This is a genomic window from Siphonobacter sp. SORGH_AS_1065, from assembly GCF_030818595.1.
Classification (GTDB): domain Bacteria; phylum Bacteroidota; class Bacteroidia; order Cytophagales; family Spirosomataceae; genus Siphonobacter.
Genome location: NZ_JAUTAM010000004.1, coordinates 1,191,230 through 1,208,556, shown reverse-complemented (window position 1 = coordinate 1,208,556; position 17,327 = coordinate 1,191,230). Strand labels below are relative to the sequence as shown.

The window sequence follows — 17,327 nt, the reverse complement described above, 5'->3', positions numbered from 1 at the left end:
TAGTTAATTAATACGCCAATGACTGAGTGGTTAAAGTCTTTGTCTATCCTACTGGGGATTTCTATAATCACCCTGAGTGCCTGTGATTCTGATGCTTCCAAAGAGGGAGAACATCAGAATAAGACGGCTCATAATACCTTAAGTGAGGCGGAAATAAAAGACGGCTGGAAGCTTCTTTTCGATGGAAAAACCACCAAAGGTTGGCACGTCTATAATCACGGCGATACGACCTCGAAATGGTCGGTAGAAAACGGGGAGCTCTGGTGTAATCCGAAGTCCCAGGCGGGTGATTTCGGTGATTTGGTAAGTGACAGCACTTATCAGAATTTTGAGATGACCTACGACTGGAAAATTGCCAAAGGGGGTAATGGCGGCGTATTTATCAACGTGCAGGAAAGTCCGAAGAATCCTACGGCTTACATGACGGGGCTGGAAATGCAACTCCTCGATAATGAGAATGGAGAGGAGCGGCACAAGATCAACCCCACACACTGGGCGGGTTGTTTGTATGACATTAGCGGAAAAGCCGAAAACTCAAAACCTAAGCCCTTTGGCGAATGGAATCACTCCAGAATTGTACACCGCGATGGAAGAGTAATCTTCTTTCTGAACGGTCTGAAAACCGCTGATGCTACAATCACCGCTCCCGATTGGAAGACCAAAGTGCAGAAAAGTAATCTTAGGAACTTCCCCGATTTTGCGAAAGCCATCAGCGGGAAAATCGCTCTTCAGGACCATACGGATGCCGTCTGGTTTCGAAATATGAAGATTCGGGAGTTATAGTTACCCTGCAAAAGGCCGGATTTTTTGTAAAATGAGGTTCTGTCTTCGTAAAGAATTTCTAAATAAAAAATCCCTCATTTGAGGGATTTTTTCATAGTCAGGATGTCATTACACTTATATTGGTAAAGTTTACGTCGCTAACTAATTAAATAGCTCAAGGTATTCCACCACTTTCCCGTCTTGTTGTCTGATAATGAATCTTCTACCGGTGCTAACAACTGACAAAGGCACTATTACTTCACTTAAAAAAGACTGCACTTGTTGCCAGTAGAAATCAAGGTCTTTGACCAGAAAAATGGCTTGTACCTGACGAGGAATCTTAAGGGCTACGGGATCATCTGCCCCCAGAATAACAAAAGAGCCAACTAATTTGAGGTAATAACCATCGTGAGCGGCAGATACTTTTACTTTTTCACCACTAATTTGCTGGTAGAAAGTAACAGTATCTTCAAATTGATCCGTAACGATTGGTAGTAAAACGTCTAAAAAGGCCATTGGTGTTTTTTTATTCAAAGGTCTTACCAAGCGATTTAAGGCACAATAACTCACCTAAAAGTGAGTAGAAAAAGGAAACGGTATGTCCAGTAAGATTAAGGAAAGCTCAACGAATTACCGGAATCTGAGAGTACTCTCTGAGGCTTGCGAGATAAATGATGTACTCAAAAAGATCAGCCCCCGGTGGAAGATGATCATTCTTTACGACATTGCTAATGGCTATTTTCAGTTCAGTAAATTAAAGGCAAAATTACCCGGTATTTCAGATCAGATTCTGGGCAAAAGATTACGTGAACTGGAAGAAGACGGATGTATTAGCCGAATTTCGGATTCATCCACGGTTCCGATACAGACGCATTATAAAGTCACAGCGAAGGGAGATGCTCTGCTTGAAATTATGATACAGTTACACCAATGGGGATTAATTTGGGAAAACCCTGATAGCTCACCTGTCAGATGAATAAAGGCGTCAGAATTTTCTGACGCCTTTATTTTTTATTTTGAATACAACTGGTTACTAGCCGCTTCGTATTTATCCCCTTTTACCCACTGGGGTCGCTGAGGCATGTTAGCAATCAGTCGAGCCGCGTAGGCGTAGGTTTGACAGAATTTAAGTAAATAGGTGTAACTAATCGTCTCAGGGTTATCGGCTACCTGATGGTAGAACTTGAAGAGAGACGCGTCAAATTTAGTAAAACCGGGTGTAAACGTAGGAGCAGGAATACCTTTGGCAGCAAAGCTCACGTTGTCCGAGCGGTCAAAAAGTCCCTGCTCAGGAGCGGGATCTGCATTGACCTTCAGGCCGAAGGCTTTAGCTGCAGTTTCAATTTGCGTCTGCGTTCCGGTACGTTCCAGACCAATCACCGTTACCAGCGTTGTATCATTATAACCCGCTCCGTCATTATTCAGGTTGTATACGCAATCTTTTAATGGAATTAATGGATGCTCGGCATAATACTTACTGCCCAGCAGGCCCAGTTCTTCCCCCGTGAAATTCAAAAACAGAATCGAGCGTTTGGGCTTTACTTTCGAAAGCGTTTGAGCCGCTTCCAACACTGCCGCTGTTCCCATGGCATTATCGCGGGTTCCGTTAAAGATGCTGTCGGCTTCCGTGTATGGACCGCCGCCCTGCTTACCCGTTCCTACGTGATCAAAGTGAGCGGAAAGGATGACGTATTCGCTTTTCAGTGTTGGATCAGAGCCTTCTAACACGGCGGCTACGTTATAGGCCCGGAGGGGTTTAACGGTCATGGATGCCGTTTTTCCGGTGATTTGTTTAACCTGATCGCGGTTAAAACCTTTGGCCGAAGGGCCACCCAGCCAGATGTGGGGTAGTTTGTTTTGCTCAGCGTTGCTAGATTTCACCCGAACGCTTTCTTTACCAAAGTAATTAGCCACCGTTACCCAGGGAAGTTGCGGAGGCAATACTTCGATTAGGGCCAAGGCTCCGTGCTCAACGGCAAGTTTGGTTTTTCTTTCAATGGACTCAAAGCCTTCCATAGGCGATTTAGCATCGGCTGATCCAAATTGGGCAACGACGATTTTGCCTTTTACATCCAGTCCCTGGTAATCATTTTCATTACCATAGGCTGCAAAAACGACGGGCGTATTGGTAAACGTAGTAGGCTCGCCAGAAAGGACAATAAAATTTTGTTTCACCTTTAACGTATCGGTTCCAAAGAAAAGGAACCCATCCTTGCCCGGCTTGACACTTTCCAGTGATACGGGTTGCAGATAATCCGTCTGGCCCGAAACGGGTTTGAGTCCCAGCAGACGATACTGCTCGGCGATATAACGGGCCGCCACATTGTTGGTGATTTCACCAGTGCGACGTCCTAGCATTTCATCGGCTGCTAAAAAGCGAACGTGAGCGGCTGGTTGCTCGAGCTTCATCTGAAACTCGGGCAGAGAAGCGGGAACCACCGTCTTTTTTGGTTTTTGAGCCTGAGCCAGTGCCGTGCCCAGAACGCAGCCCATCAAAAGAGCCGATTGAAAAAATGATTTCATGAATGTGGAAAACAAGGTACGTGTAACGTTTGAAAAGCTTAAACAGGGTTAATCACTTCTCAAACTGAAACGAAATAAATGATACGATGAACGCAAGATACAGTTTTGTTGCCTTTTTAAAATAGATTTAGCCGTTAACGGCTCATACCTGAAGTGAACGGATTAAAGGCCGTAGTAATATGGGATAATTCTGCGTCAAATTTTTAATGGCTTCTTTAAGAACAATTAAGCAGAAAGACCGTTTTTTGTATGTCTTAACTTTATGCATCACATGAAAAAAGCATTGCTTACCTTCTTTGTAACCTTCCTGGCTTTCACGACTGCTGTTTTTGCTCAGAATACGAAAGCTCCTGAAGACAAATCTAAACGCCCTAGTCCTCCAGCCGTGGCTATGGGAAAAGTAAATGGTAAAACTATTACGATTAACTACTCTCAGCCTTCAGTAAAAGGCCGTAACGTATGGGATGCGAACGATAAAATTGCTCCTTACGGAAAAGTATGGCGTACGGGTGCCAACGAAGCAACCACCTTTGAAACGTCAGGCGATCTGAAAGTAGAAGGTAAAGACCTGCCCGCTGGTAAATACGCTTTATTTACCATTCCTGGTGAAAAAGAATGGACGATTATTTTCAACAAGACGGCTGAACAGTGGGGAGCTTACAAGTATCAGGAAGCGGATGACGTACTTCGTGTGAAAGTGCCCGCTAAATCAGGTAAAATGACCGAAAAATTCATGATCAACGTTGCGAACTCAGGAACCATTTCTATGGCTTGGGATAAAACGCGGGTGGATTTCAAAGTGAAATAACACTTTAGATTTATTACGTGAAGAGCCGTTTCTCTAATGCAGAGAAACGGCTCTTTTGGTTTTTAAGGCTTTGAAAATAGCGGTAGCCGTCATTCAGAGGAGATAGAAGAAGCTTTATATTTATAAGGGATTAGATGTCAATCATTGGAGGTTAGACGAATGATGCCAGCGAAAAAGCTGGCATCGGCAAGCTGAAGTATATGGGGTTGTCACCTTTACTGTCATCCAGAGCAAAGCGAAGAAGCTTGCTTAAGGTTGGTGGCACTTCCCGCAGTCGCTCGGCTCCAGCCGAGTGACCACGTGGCTATAGGTCTCTGACCGGTATGCAACAAATCAGTAACGGGTCAGAAAACAGCTTTCCGAAACAAAACACTCCTGCTAGTATCTGCCAGAAGCCTTCCAGACAAGATTGTCACTTGGCTAGATCCGAGCGACTGCGGGATTGGGGTTCACCATTGGAGGTTAGACGCATGATGCCAGCGAAAAAGCTGGCATCGGCTAGGCTGAAGTATATGGGTTTGTCAGCTCTATTGTTATCCAGAGCAAAGCACCTTACTTAAGATTGGGTACCACTTCTTGGGTGGGAGTTTATCAGCTTTTCGTAAACTTCGACTCATTTCTACGAAAGGTCTCTCTTCGTTCGAGATGACAGGCTGAATAATAAAACGTTTATTATTCAGCTTGTAGTTAGTCGGATGACAAACCAACACCGAGCATTGACTCACTTTTTATCGCAAATGTTCAGGTAACGGAATATGCTGTGAAAGATCATCGGCAATGGGAGTCAGGCGTTTGTGTTGCAGGGGGATAATACCCGACCAGATGTCAAGCTGTAGATCCTCTTCTTCATTATTGGGCATGCCCGTCCGGGATTTGGCCGAAGCCTGATCAAGAGAAAAGGCTAAAACGGTAGTTTTACGCACTTCGTTTTCAGTCATGGGACGCAGGTAATTCCAACTGCCCGGAACGATCTTCTCCGTTAACCATTGCAAAGAATCCCACTTGAGTTGAGGCGATTCAATTTTTTCCGCCTCGGCAAAAACAACGACGGATTTATAGTTCACCGAGTGGCTAAAAGCTGATCGGGCTACTACCAACGCATCTACCAGCATAATGGTAATGCAAACGGGAATTCCTGTTTCAAGACTTCGAATAAAATGACTACCTACCGAGCCGTGGATGTATAGTTTGTCTTCGTAACGCACGAAAGACGTAGGAATGGAAAAAGGCAGACCGTCCTGCACGTAACTAATGGTGCAAAATAAAGCTTCGTCCAAAATAGGGTAGATTACCTCTTTTTCTAAACTGGCTTTTTTAGGGGCTCGGCTGGGAAGTAAAGGCTGTAGTTTCATTGCTTTTTTTCACAAACCTCCAGTTTTATTGGATGGGTGTAATCGTCCATTTTTTATATTTTGAGTAGTCCAATTCTCTTTTACTATCTTATTATAACCCTTCAGAATTAGCTTCCAGATGATTTTAAATGCTGCTCATGCAGCGACTCTAGATAAATAGACGTCATTACTTATAATTTATAGACAGCCACCTTATCGTTCTGGTATGAAACAGCTCAACCTTACCTTTTTACTGCTAGTTACTTTTTGCTATTCAACCATCGCTCAAACTAAAGTTGAACTTCTCGACAGCCTATTTACTAATTTATATAATCATGGGAAGTTCAATGGAAATGTACTCGTGGCAGAAGAGGGAAAACCCATCTTTGAAAAAAGTTACGGCAAGGCCGAAGAACAATCAGGGCGATTATTAACCACTGAATCGGTTTTTGAGCTGGCGTCGGTTTCCAAGCAGTTTACAGCCATGGGAATTGTCCTTTTGCAAAAACAGGGAAAACTCAAGTACGACGATTTGCTTTCCAAGTATATTCCAGAACTTCATTTTTACGGCCCCATTACGATCCGCCACTTGCTACATCATACGGCAGGATTACCCGATTACATGGATGTCATGGATGAACATTGGGACAAAACGAAAATTGCTACCAACGATGATGTCATTAAGACTTTTGCCCGGCTTCAGCCTAAAGTAGTATTTGCCCCTAATGAAAAGTACGAATACAGCAATACGGGTTACATGCTATTGGGCAGTATCATTGAACGAGTCTCTAAAAAAACGTATGGCGTATATCTGGATAAGTTTATTTTCAAACCCTTGCAAATGAACCATACGCTGGTATATCGAAGTCGTTTTCAACCTCACAAAATAGAAAACTATGCCTTAGGCTATGAGCAGGATAGTACGGGTAAAAAAGTATTACCCGATAGCTACGGCAAAGCGTATTACTCCTATTTTCTCGACGGAATCGTAGGAGATGGAATGGTCAATTCGAACCTGGAAGATTTGCTCCGATGGGATCAGGCCCTTTACACCGACAAGCTGGTGAACCAGACGGACAAAGAGCAAATTTTCAATGGAACTACTACCCTGGATGGCAAGAAAACGACCTACGGCTTTGGATGGATGATCAAAAATTCTGACAAGTACGGTAAGATCGTAAATCATTCGGGTAGCTGGGCGGGTTACGTCACCTTCATTGAAAGGCATTTGGATCATCAAAAAACCTTCATCGCCTTACAGAACAACTACATGCGGAGGATCAAGATCCCATCGGCTGAAGTAAGAAAAATTCTTTACGGGGAAAAGGTTGAAATTGAAAGCTATAAACCCATTCAGGTGACGAGCCAGAGCCTGGAAAAGTATGAAGGCGTATATACGTCTGCTGACCTACCTTTTAAAATTAAAATATACATCAAAGACGGCTCTTTATACGGTCACGCTCAGGCCGAAAAGCAAAGGCCATTCAAACTAGATGCCTTTGAAAATCAGGTGTTCCTTTGCGAAGACGCCAATATAAAAATGATATTTAATCCAGAAAGCCATACCATGGACTATACACAGGGGGCTAAAAAACTGCTCTTTACGAAAGATTAATGCCCGAGTGGTAAGGTTAGTCGAAAGTCATTTGCTTTTTTTACTGTTCTTATCACCTAAGGTGCGGTAATCAAAGCAGTACATTTTTTCTTACGATGTGGACGTTCACCCTTACCCTGGATCGGACCAGTTCTCAGCCTTTATATCTTCAGCTTTCTACTCAGCTGATGGATCACATTCGAAGCGGTCAATTGCTTTGTGGTCAACAGTTACCGAGCAGTAGAAAGCTTGCGGAACGATTACAGGTTCATCGGAAAACTATTGTGCAGGCGTATGATGAATTACTGGCTCAGGGCTGGCTGGAAAGTCGGCAGGGGAGTGGCACTTTCGTCACCACGCATTTTCCGGAAAGTAAACCCTCGCTTCAAACAAGTTTTGATCCTTTAAAAACGGCAGGCTTTTCCTTTGAGTCCAAGCCTTTTTTAGAGCGTCCCCCTTTGCTGGCCCAGGGACCTTACCATTTGGATGATGGATTTCCCGACGTTCGGTTAGCCCCTTTGCTGGATCTTTCCCGGGCGTATCGCAATCAACTGCTTCGCTCAAATGCGTATAGCCGTTTGGGTTATAATGACCCTATGGGCTCGGGCTGGCTTCGCGAGCAGTTATCCCTGTATCTGAATGAAACCAGAGGGCTGCATACCACGGCTGCTAATGTGCTCATTGTTCGGGGAACGATGATGGGTTTTTTCTTAACTAGTACCGCTTTTGTGAAACCCGGCGATTACGTAGCCCTGGACTCGATGAGCTGGTCGGGTTCGACGCTTAATCTGGAGCAGGCCGGAGCCCGAATGCTAAGTGTGCCCGTAGATGAGCATGGCCTTCAGGTTGAGGTTTTAGCTGAACTTTGCCAGCAGTACCCGATTCGCATGCTTTACCTCACCTCGCACCATCATTATCCGACGACCGTGGCTTTGAAAGCCGAGCGTCGGATGAAGCTGATGAGTCTGTCGCGGCAGTATGGTTTTCTCATCTTCGAAGATGATTATGACTTTGATTTTCATTACGAGCAAAAGCCTCTTTTTCCCCTGGCCAGTGTGGATACGAGTGGAATGGTTATGTACTGCGGCTCGTTTACGAAGACCATTGCTCCAGCCTTCCGCGTAGGATATTTAGTGGGGCCTGAAGATGCCATTCGCCATTTATCCCGGCTGAGAAGAATCATTGACCGACAGGGTGATATGATGCTGGAAAACGCACTAGCTCAACTACTCGAAGAAGGCCTGATACAGCGGCATTTACGAAAAGCTTTGAGAATCTATAAAAAGCGGCGGGATTATTTTACTCAGGCTTTATCCCACGAATTAGCCGATAGCATTCACTTTCAAACGCCCGAAGGCGGCCTTGCTTTCTGGACTCAGTTCAAAGAAGGGACTAATCTGGTAGAAGTGGCCAGCAAGGCTTTAAAAAAGGGACTCTATTTCTCGAATGGCATTCAGCATGGGCCTTTAACTTTTCCCTCTACCCGGTTAGGCTTTGCTTCTTCCAATGAAGAGGAATTGAGCCACTGCGTTAAAATTCTTAAGTCCTGTCTATAAAAAAAGGGTTTCAGACTATCAGATCTGAAACCCTTTTTGTGTTATGAGCCGTTGAGTATCAATTTGTAAACGGATAACCGCAGCCGCTAAAAACGATCCACTACTTATTTACGGGTAATATTTTTAAACTCTGAATCCTTTTTCCAGCCGGGGTAAACGGGTTCGGTTGTGAGCTTATAGCCGATGTTAAACAGAAGTCGCATGTCTTCAATGATACCTGATAAATCCCAGTTAGGATCGTACTCGTCGGAGGGTTTGTGGTAATGATTGGTATTATAATCTTCCTTTTTCTTCCGGCCCCAGGCCTCCCCATGTTCGATGGAAACCACGCCATTTTCTAAATACATGGAAGGCACGCCGACTTTGGCAAAATTGAAGTGATCTGATCGGAAGTACCAACCGCCAGCGGGGTTGAATTCGGGGCGGGTAAAGCGACCCTGTCGGCGGGCGGCTTCTTCCACTATATCATCTAAATCCGACTGCCCTTTCCCGACAATAATCACATCCTTCATCCGACCAAAGGGCTGCAAAATATCCAGATTGATGTTAGCAATGGTTTTGGAAAGCGGATACACGGGATGCGTAGCATAATACTCCGAGCCCAAAAGGCCCTGCTCTTCGCCCGTCACGCTCATGAACAAAAGCGAGCGGGATGGTTTTTTCTTAAGTTGGGTAAAGGCTTTGGCCAGTTCCATAATGGCGGCAACGCCCGTACCATTATCCGCCGCTCCGTTGTAAATCGAATCGCCGTTGATGGGCTCTCCTTTGCCAAAGTGATCCCAGTGAGCGGTATAAATGACCACTTCTTCCGCCCGATCTGTTCCGGGAAGGTAGGCTAGTACGTTTTTTGAAACGGAAGTTTTGACCTGATTATCCAAAGCAATTGAAGCCTTCACGCCCAGAGGAACGGGCTTAAAACCGCGTTTAGCCGCCTGCTGATACAAATCCGTGCTTTTTCCGGCCATTGCTAGTAACTTTTCCGTCGTTTCCTTCGAAAGCCAGCCTTCTACTTTGGCTCGGCTGTGGTTATTATCTGGACTTTGCAGGTAGAGCTTGGATTTCGACCAGCCGCTTCTCACAACGTCCCAGGGGTAACTGGCCGCTTTGGTATCGTGAATAAGCAAAACACCGGCGGCTCCCTGCCGGGCCGCTTCTTCAAATTTATAGGTCCAGCGACCATAATAAGTCATGGTCTTACCTTTAAAAAGTGTCGAATCAGCCAGACCCGGATCGTTCACTAATACCAGAACCGTTTTGCCCTTGACATTAAGGCCCTGGTAATCGTTCCAGCCAAATTCAGGAGCGACAATGCCATACCCCACGAAAACCATCTCCGAATTCTCTAGACTGACTTTGGCATCCGTCCAGCGGCTGGCTGCCACAAAATCAGTCAGGTAATTAAGTTTAAGTTCTTTATTCGTAGTCGCCAGTTTTAAAGGAACCGAAGGTTTGGATAAAATATCAACTAAAGGGACGTCCTGAAAGTAGCTCTGATTATTACCAGGCTTAAGACCCATTTTCTTGAATTCAGTCTCCAGATACTTAACCGTTACTTCTTCTCCGTGGCTAAAGGGCTTACGTCCTTCAAAGGCATCAGAAGACAGGTGTTTGACATATTCGGTAAAGGGCCGAGCCGTAATAAGACTGTCAATAGAAGTGGGTTTCTGGGCCCATACACTTAGCGTACTTAGTAAAAAAAGGAGAGTAACTCGAGTGAACATGGTATAATTCGGATGGACTAATAACCGAAGATAGGATTTCTCTGTACTCAAATGGAAACAGAAAGAAATTTTAAATGCGTTTATCTAACTAAAAAGGAACCAACTCATCCGCAGGAATAATTCAAAGGCTCTTTTGTTGTAATTATAAGCTATTAAAAATCAATCATTCGAAGAGTTGTGGCTTTCCTAAGTATTCATGAACTAGAACCCTTCTCCGTACGACGTTCGATGGACATCTGTCTGTATTCCTGGTAACGGCATGTTGCCCGCATTCCGGACGTATGGGGAAAGCTTTCGGGTTATGCTTTCCCCGTACATTCGGAATGAACAGATATTAGAATTGATACGAAAGACCTAGGGTGCCGTTAACGCCACTTATTTTCTCGTGGTACGACGAAATCATACGACCAGACGTATTGTTGATGTTGGTATAAGAAACGGAAAAATCTGGCTTTGTACTAGCGTAATCAGCTCGTAAGGATAAGCCAAAATGAGGAAGGAAAGCCCAGCGAACACCAGCCCCCAGTTGATAAGCAAAACTGGTAGCGGTTGATTTATTCTGGGTAAACACGGATTCGTCTTCCAGGGCTACACGCAAGAGGGGTAATGTGGCGGTAGAAAAACCCGCAAGTCCCCTTAGATCCAGAGTGAATTTGTTAAAAGCAAATGAATAGTACGGCCCCGCCAGAAACGAATGGAGCCTGTAATGTTTGCTGGTAACGATGGCCTGATCAACGTCAAAATCTTCCCGGTAACCTTCCGCTAACGGTTGGGTTCGAACGCCGTAGTCAGCCTGGCTGATACTGAGGCCCAGTCCGAAATGTTTACCCCAAAACCAGGCTCCCTGAATACCTCCGACGGAACCGGAGCGGGCAAAACCGGAGCGAGGATTAGCGTAATTGCTTTGGGAAAAATTGCCGGAAATCCCCGACCAGCCTCCAAAGACTTCCACGAACGAACGGGGGTTGGTCTGGGCAAATGTAAGGGTAGGTATGAATAGGATCAAACTAAACAGAAATGGCAGAATACGTTTCATAATGCTGGATGTAAATAGATGAAAGACTATACTTATTGAATCACAACGTCGAAATTGGTATCGAGATCCGAAGAACCCGGAGTAGCGGTACCGTCTTTAGTATTAGGCTGGTGACGTAAGACCACATGCAGTTTGCCCGTGCTAGCAGCTCCCGTGCGTACATCGTACGTCAGACCAACCGGGTAGGGACCTGGAACGGGATTCGTATCTTTATCCGTAATGGTGACAGCCATATTCAAACCACTGGCGGGGGCATAAACAAAGAGGTGAATATTCTGACGTTCCTTGATTTCCGCACTAACATCCGCGACGGGGGAGCTGGTTTTGTCCAAAAGCAGTATGACTCCGCTGTAGGAAGCATTAGCCTTGAGTCGAAGCGTGTCTTTGCTAAAATCGACAGTTCCGTTAAGGCCATCCACGGTAGCAGTCACTACCTCTGTAGGGTTCGCTTTATTGGTGAGCTGAAGCGTCACTGTTGTCAGGGCTTCGTTATCAATCGTAGGAGCAACGGATTGTTCTTCTTTGTTACAGCTTGCCAGAAAAAAGACGGATAAGAAGCCTAACACTGAAAGGATTCGTTTCATGGTCATTGATTGTTTAATATAGAAAAATTAGAAAGGGATTTTAATCTTAAGGTTGATGCTTCGACCGGGTTCAGCAGCGAAGTAGCGGAAGCGGTTTAGGTAATCCCGATAGACTACATTCGTCAGGTTAGTACCGCTGAGAATAATCCCGATTGATTGTTTGGCAAGGGCAAGGGTGGTAGCCATTTCGGCACCGAAAAGAAAATATCCCGGCGGTGGTGAGGCAAAATCTCCCGTATAGACAAAATGCCCATTTTCCAGTCGACTGGTAACAGTGGGGGCTCGGGTTTGTCGAGCCACGTACAAACCCGAAATTTTCAGGTAGGTACGGGTCATTTTTTTGCAGTCTTTCAACGTATAGGTTATACTGTTGTCGGTTCGGTTAGGCGTAATAAACACCAGGTAATCCTGATGCGTATGATCGTAGGCGTATAGCAGAGACGTTTTGGAGGTAAAACTCAGGTGGGCCGTAAAAGCATAGCTAAAAGTCAGGTCAATGCCTTTGAAGGTTGCTCGTACCTGATTGTAACTGTAGGAGGGGAAAACGCCACGTTGCCGTACCAGAGGCAATGAGTCTGGGTTTAAGTAGATATAGTTTGAAATCAGGTTAGAATAAAGCCCCAATTCTGCTGTAAACGATTGGTGGGAATAATGAAGAGCAATCGAGGCATTGTAGGACTGTTCCGGTCTCAGATTGGCATTGCCATGCTCATAGGCTACGGCACTTTGGTGTAACCCATTGGAGTAGAGTTCGGCGACGTTTGGAGCTCGCCAGGCTGTACTTACATTCGTAGTTAAGTCTAGATTCGGCCGAAGCTGGTATGAAATGCCCAGCGAGGCGTTCGTATTGGACCAGTTGTGCGTTTTATAATAGATAGTATTCGTTGGCTCATCGAGAAAGTAAGCCCTGAGCCAGCGGTAATCGTATCGCAGCCCCATTTCTGTCGACCATTGTTTGCGACTGAAGCGTTCCAGTGCAAAAACTCCACCCGTGTAAGTACGAAAATTAGGAATGAGGAATAAATACTTTCGGACGTTTCCCTGGGTGAAGCCCGTAAAGCCTGCCGTACTGGACCACTGCCCGTAAGTAGCGTTTTTGGATTTTACCCAGATTAGATCCGCGGTATGAGTAATAAGTTTTAAGTAAAGTTCAGGATTGAGGGAACCACTAAAGGATACGTAATCGTATTCCTGTCGCAGATTTTGCTGGCGGGCCAAAGTGGCTGTGAACGTTCCCAGTCGCTCTGACTGCACATACGTTCGAAGTTTCACCAAGTCGTGCTGAATGTCCTGGTAAGGACGGTTCAATTCATACGAAAATCTGGGTTGTACCAGCGGTTCAGAACGATGGATAGCCGCGTATAAATCAGACAGACTGCCAATCTGAGCCCCGGTAAACAGGCCTATTTTGGTGGCAAAACGACTATAGAAAACTTCTAATCCCGCATTCTTTCGGTCGTAATGGACGTCACCAGAAAAGTTGCGTTCCTGATAACTTGTGTTTTCCAGATAGTATCGTGGCGTTTGAATGTACCCCGATTTTTTCAACGTACCCTGGATACGCCAGCTTAGTCCTTGTATCCAGCGGGAGGGTACCCCTTCCAGCATGCCCGATACAACGCCCATTCGTCCATTGCTGGCTCCCATTACATAGGCCTCACCGCCAATGCCTGGTTGGGTGGGCATGTTTTTAGGTTCCAGCAGAATTACGCCGCCAATGGCATCCGAGCCATAACGAATGCTGGCCGCTCCTTTGATAACGGTTATCCGTGAAGCCAGGAAGGCATCAATTTCCGGAGCATGTTCACTGCCCCATTGCTGTCCTTCCTGCCGTACGCCGTTGGTAAGAATTAAAATACGATTGCTATGTAACCCGTGGATGACAGGCTTGGAAATGGATGGGCCCGTTTGAATGGAGTACATACCCGTCAAAGCTTTCAGGCTTTCACCTAGAGACTGGCCCCGAGATTCATCCATGCCCTGACCGGATAGTTCGGCCTGCACTTGCAAAAGCTGCTGTCCTTCAGATCGGTGCTGAGTAATCGTGATGGCCTTTAAATCCGTTGCCTGGGAGACCATCTGAATGCTCAGCAGGGAAGAAAAAGGAATAGTAACCTTTCTGATTACGGGATGATATCCCATGAACTGGCAACGGAGGGTATAGATCCCTTCACATAAGTTCGTACATGTAAAATAACCCGTGCTGTCGGTTTGAATGTTCCGATGAATTTCCTCAATCCAGATACTTGCTTCGGGTATAGGTAATCCATCAGTACGCTGTACGAGACCTTGCAAGTGGTATCGACAAACGGGCTGAGTTTGTGCAGTAGAAATGAAGGAATACCACCACATGCTACAGCCTAAAAGAGGTATTATTATACATTTCCGCATCTGACTTTCGCTAGAAGGAGCAAAAGTAGTTGTATGTGCAACAATGTTGCATTAATATGAATTAAACCCCTGTTAAAGTTTAACAGACGGTTTTCCCCGCAGCGATAGCCAGCGTAAGCACCTATGGTGTGGTAGATTAGTAAAAACTTGACAAGTTGCCGTAGACTAGCCTACGAAAGCAGCAGTCTCAGTACGATTCATGGGATTATTAAGACCGGTATTAGAAGCTTTTTGAGCATATTTAACAATTCATTTTAACAAATACGTTTTCAGACTCTATACCGCTTACTCGCAATGTCTTTAACTTCTACTGTCCCTGAGCCCGAAGTGGCTCAGCCTGTACCCATCAAAAGGCTTTTATCGCTGGACACACTCCGGGGCTTCGATATGTTCTGGATTATGGGTGGAGATGAAATTTTCTACGCTCTGGCCAAAACCACAAGCTGGAGCTGGGCCTTATTCATGGCCGATCAGTTGACGCATCCCGCCTGGAACGGTTTCCGCTTTTACGATCTAATTTTTCCACTTTTTCTTTTCATGGCGGGCGTATCCACGCCTTTTTCACTGGATGGCCGAATTGCCCGGGGAGAAGATAAAAGTAAACTAGCCCGCAAAATTGTGAGTCGTGGGATTACGCTGGTTATTTTAGGAATCATCCTTAACAACGGAATTTTCCAAAAACCCCTGGCCGAAATGCGTTTTGGTAGCGTATTAGGTCGAATCGGGCTAGCGGGTATGTTTGCTCAACTCATCTACCTTTACGCGGGAAAACGGGCGAGTTATGTCTGGTTTTTCGTGATTTTACTAGGGTATTGGGCTGCTATGATGCTCATTCCGGTGCCGGGTTGTGGAGCGGGAGTATTAACAATGGAATGCAGTCTGGCGGGTTATTTAGATCGGTTACTAATGCCGGGGAAACTCTACCTAACCGTACACGATCCCGAAGGCTTACTCTCCACAATTCCCGCGATTTGTAATGCCTTGTTAGGGATTTATGCAGGCACGGTACTGAAAAACCAGAACAAAACCGCTTCAAGAAAAATCATTCATTTAGTTGGATTAGGTTTGGCGTTCATTGGCCTCTCCCTGCTGTGGGATGTGGTTTTTCCCATTAATAAAAACCTCTGGACCAGCTCCTTCGTCTGCGTGACGGGCGGTTGTAGTCTGTTACTACTCTCCATCTTTTACTGGATTATCGATGTCAAAGGCTATAAAAAATGGACGATACTTTTTACCGTCATTGGTATGAATTCCATTTTAATTTACATGAGTGGATTAGTCGTCAGCTTTGAACACGCCAGTGAATTCTTCTTCGGCGGTTTAATCAAGCATTTGGATTCGGTACCCCTAAAAGCCGTATTGACGGTGCTGGGCATGCTTTTCATGAAATGGCTTTTCCTGTATTTTCTGTATACTAAAAAAGTCTTCTTGCGGGTATAAGTCCTGCTTTCCCGTAGCGGCAGTTACAGATGGTTTTTCGCGTTTTAAGAATCCCATTTATTATGAAAAAGTTACTCTTTCTTTTATTAAGTACATCGGCATTGGCCCAAAGCCCGGATCCTTCAAAAATTACACTGGTGTTACACGGAGGAGCGGGTACGATTACCCGGCAAAACATGACTCCCGAAAAAGAAAAAGCTTACCGCGAAGCCCTGAATCTGGCTTTACAAACAGGCTATGATGTATTAAAAAAAGGAGGTACGAGTCTGGATGCGGTGGAAGCTACCATTCACGTCATGGAAGATTCGCCTTTGTTTAATGCTGGTAAAGGAGCTGTCTTTACTCACGAAGGAAAAAATGAGCTAGACGCAGCGGTAATGGATGGAAAAACGCTCAAAGCGGGAGCCGTCGCCGGAGTAACTACTGTTCGCAACCCGATTTCAGCGGCTCGGGCGGTCATGGAAAAATCCGAGCACGTGATGATGATTGGCAAGGGAGCCGAAACTTTTGCTAAAGAGAAAGGCCTCACTATCGTAGATCCGAGTTACTTCTACACTGAAAACCGCTGGCAGGGACTTCAGAAAGCCCTGAAAGAAGAAAAGGTAAAGCTGGATCATTCGGAAGAAAAACCAGCTAAACCGACCAAAGCTCCCAAAAATGCCAGTAGCCGGGCAGAAGAGCTCATCTTTTCGGAAGGCAAAAAATTTGGTACCGTCGGCTGCGTGGCTTTGGACCAATACGGTAATCTGGCCGCGGGTACTTCTACGGGTGGAATGACGAATAAACGGTATGGGCGAGTAGGCGATGCTCCCATTATCGGAGCCGGAACCTATGCCGATAACGAAACCTGTGCGGTATCCGCCACAGGTCACGGCGAATACTTCATTCGTTCCGTAGTTGCCTATGACATTGCTGCTTTAATGCGGTACAAAGGGCTTTCAGTAGAAGAGGCAGCGAAGGAAGTGGTGAATAAAAAATTAGTGGAACGAGGCGGAGAAGGCGGCGTGATTGCTTTGGACGCCAAGGGTAATTTTTCCATGCCATTTAATTCGGAAGGCATGTATCGCGGCTTTATCACAGCGGATGGGAAGAAGACGGTTGAAATCTATAAGGATTAATGATTCTGCTGCATAAATATCTTTCATAAGAAAACTTTTATCTGTTCTACCTCTAGCCGCATTCAGAGCGGCAATTGTTTACCAATGAGCTGATGCATACAGTTGATCATTAATGCGAATTACCGGAAGAGGAGGGCTGTTGGATCTACTAAAACTGATATTATACAAACGTTCGTGGAAGTTATTTAGCCACGAACGTTTTTTTATGATACCTATGAGCAATATGCAGTTACGGAGTCAAAATAAATATGCACTACTTTGACAATAGGCTAAATTCTAATAAAAACCTTTGTGAGTTGTTCAAAATTTTTACAAGCTCAATGTTGAATGAAAAAGTGAATGGAGAAGATTATAACTTCCGAACGATATACTTTACGTCAGAAAGCTGGTGAACGAAAGAAATGTTAACTACGTATTTCCTGCTAATTAAATATCAGCCCGAGTAATTTACATTATTTATTAT

The 17,327-nt window shown here is 45.2% G+C and carries 14 protein-coding genes; 7 read left to right on the top strand and 7 right to left on the bottom strand.

What is annotated here, in order from left to right; all coding sequences use genetic code 11:
* Nucleotides 1-18: 18 nt before the first annotated feature.
* Nucleotides 19-783: a DUF1080 domain-containing protein gene (locus QE390_RS05620; RefSeq protein WP_307141415.1), complete on the top strand. Its 765-nt coding sequence runs from the start codon at nt 19-21 to the stop codon at nt 781-783.
* A gap of 141 nt (nt 784-924) precedes the next feature.
* Here QE390_RS05620 and QE390_RS05615 read toward each other — a convergent pair whose 3' ends face one another.
* Nucleotides 925-1,296, bottom strand: a complete 372-nt coding sequence (locus QE390_RS05615; RefSeq protein ID WP_307141414.1) for a hypothetical protein — start codon at nt 1,294-1,296, stop codon at nt 925-927.
* Nucleotides 1,297-1,360: 64 nt separating this feature from the next.
* Here QE390_RS05615 and QE390_RS05610 point away from each other — a divergent pair, with 64 nt between their 5' ends.
* Nucleotides 1,361-1,738: a helix-turn-helix domain-containing protein gene (locus tag QE390_RS05610; protein ID WP_307141413.1), complete on the top strand. Its 378-nt coding sequence runs from the start codon at nt 1,361-1,363 to the stop codon at nt 1,736-1,738.
* Nucleotides 1,739-1,773: 35 nt separating this feature from the next.
* Here the strand turns inward: QE390_RS05610 and QE390_RS05605 are convergent, their stop codons facing one another.
* Complete coding sequence (locus tag QE390_RS05605) at nt 1,774-3,285, bottom strand: M20/M25/M40 family metallo-hydrolase (protein WP_307141412.1); 1,512 nt, start codon at nt 3,283-3,285, stop codon at nt 1,774-1,776.
* 271 nt (nt 3,286-3,556) lie between these two features.
* On the opposite strand from QE390_RS05605, the gene QE390_RS05600 reads away from it, so the two are divergent.
* A complete protein-coding gene (locus QE390_RS05600) occupies nt 3,557-4,093 on the top strand; it encodes a DUF2911 domain-containing protein (protein WP_106637245.1) in 537 nt (178 codons plus the stop codon).
* A 728-nt stretch (nt 4,094-4,821) separates the two neighbouring features.
* Here the strand turns inward: QE390_RS05600 and QE390_RS05595 are convergent.
* The gene (locus QE390_RS05595; protein WP_307141411.1) at nt 4,822-5,445 is read right to left on the bottom strand and encodes a pyridoxamine 5'-phosphate oxidase family protein; all 624 of its coding nucleotides are present in this window, start codon (nt 5,443-5,445) and stop codon (nt 4,822-4,824) included.
* 205 nt (nt 5,446-5,650) lie between these two features.
* On the opposite strand from QE390_RS05595, the gene QE390_RS05590 reads away from it, so the two are divergent.
* Nucleotides 5,651-7,039 carry a serine hydrolase gene (locus QE390_RS05590; RefSeq protein WP_307141410.1) on the top strand — a complete coding sequence of 463 codons (1,389 nt, stop codon included), beginning with the start codon at nt 5,651-5,653 and terminating at the stop codon, nt 7,037-7,039.
* 95 nt (nt 7,040-7,134) lie between these two features.
* Nucleotides 7,135-8,574 carry a PLP-dependent aminotransferase family protein gene (locus tag QE390_RS05585; protein WP_307141409.1) on the top strand — a complete coding sequence of 480 codons (1,440 nt, stop codon included), beginning with the start codon at nt 7,135-7,137 and terminating at the stop codon, nt 8,572-8,574.
* A 104-nt stretch (nt 8,575-8,678) separates the two neighbouring features.
* Here the strand turns inward: QE390_RS05585 and QE390_RS05580 are convergent, their stop codons facing one another.
* The 4 genes from QE390_RS05580 to QE390_RS05565 form a co-directional block, all read right to left on the bottom strand.
* Nucleotides 8,679-10,295, bottom strand: a complete 1,617-nt coding sequence (locus tag QE390_RS05580) for a M28 family metallopeptidase (RefSeq protein WP_307141408.1) — start codon at nt 10,293-10,295, stop codon at nt 8,679-8,681.
* A 334-nt stretch (nt 10,296-10,629) separates the two neighbouring features.
* A complete protein-coding gene (locus tag QE390_RS05575) occupies nt 10,630-11,331 on the bottom strand; it encodes an outer membrane beta-barrel protein (RefSeq protein WP_307141407.1) in 702 nt (233 codons plus the stop codon).
* A gap of 32 nt (nt 11,332-11,363) precedes the next feature.
* Nucleotides 11,364-11,915 (bottom strand): hypothetical protein, encoded by a 552-nt coding sequence (locus QE390_RS05570; RefSeq protein ID WP_307141406.1) that lies wholly within the window; start codon nt 11,913-11,915, stop codon nt 11,364-11,366.
* A gap of 27 nt (nt 11,916-11,942) precedes the next feature.
* Nucleotides 11,943-14,210, bottom strand: coding sequence for a TonB-dependent receptor domain-containing protein (locus tag QE390_RS05565; protein ID WP_307141405.1), 2,268 nt, complete (start codon nt 14,208-14,210; stop codon nt 11,943-11,945).
* A 390-nt stretch (nt 14,211-14,600) separates the two neighbouring features.
* On the opposite strand from QE390_RS05565, the gene QE390_RS05560 reads away from it, so the two are divergent.
* Together QE390_RS05560 and QE390_RS05555 are read left to right on the top strand one after the other, a co-directional pair.
* Nucleotides 14,601-15,746, top strand: coding sequence for an acyltransferase family protein (locus QE390_RS05560; RefSeq protein ID WP_307141404.1), 1,146 nt, complete (start codon nt 14,601-14,603; stop codon nt 15,744-15,746).
* A gap of 62 nt (nt 15,747-15,808) precedes the next feature.
* A complete protein-coding gene (locus tag QE390_RS05555) occupies nt 15,809-16,864 on the top strand; it encodes an isoaspartyl peptidase/L-asparaginase family protein (protein WP_307141403.1) in 1,056 nt (351 codons plus the stop codon).
* Nucleotides 16,865-17,327: the final 463 nt, after the last annotated feature.

Coding starts and splice junctions, on each gene's coding strand:
- QE390_RS05570 (WP_307141406.1), bottom strand. CDS start 11,915: ATGAAACGAATCCTTTCAGTGTTAGGCTTCTTATCCGTCTTTTTTCTG.
- QE390_RS05595 (WP_307141411.1), bottom strand. CDS start 5,445: ATGAAACTACAGCCTTTACTTCCCAGCCGAGCCCCTAAAAAAGCCAGT.
- QE390_RS05585 (WP_307141409.1), top strand. CDS start 7,135: ATGTGGACGTTCACCCTTACCCTGGATCGGACCAGTTCTCAGCCTTTA.
- QE390_RS05600 (WP_106637245.1), top strand. CDS start 3,557: ATGAAAAAAGCATTGCTTACCTTCTTTGTAACCTTCCTGGCTTTCACG.
- QE390_RS05560 (WP_307141404.1), top strand. CDS start 14,601: ATGTCTTTAACTTCTACTGTCCCTGAGCCCGAAGTGGCTCAGCCTGTA.
- QE390_RS05590 (WP_307141410.1), top strand. CDS start 5,651: ATGAAACAGCTCAACCTTACCTTTTTACTGCTAGTTACTTTTTGCTAT.
- QE390_RS05580 (WP_307141408.1), bottom strand. CDS start 10,295: ATGTTCACTCGAGTTACTCTCCTTTTTTTACTAAGTACGCTAAGTGTA.
- QE390_RS05555 (WP_307141403.1), top strand. CDS start 15,809: ATGAAAAAGTTACTCTTTCTTTTATTAAGTACATCGGCATTGGCCCAA.
- QE390_RS05610 (WP_307141413.1), top strand. CDS start 1,361: ATGTCCAGTAAGATTAAGGAAAGCTCAACGAATTACCGGAATCTGAGA.
- QE390_RS05620 (WP_307141415.1), top strand. CDS start 19: ATGACTGAGTGGTTAAAGTCTTTGTCTATCCTACTGGGGATTTCTATA.
- QE390_RS05605 (WP_307141412.1), bottom strand. CDS start 3,285: ATGAAATCATTTTTTCAATCGGCTCTTTTGATGGGCTGCGTTCTGGGC.
- QE390_RS05575 (WP_307141407.1), bottom strand. CDS start 11,331: ATGAAACGTATTCTGCCATTTCTGTTTAGTTTGATCCTATTCATACCT.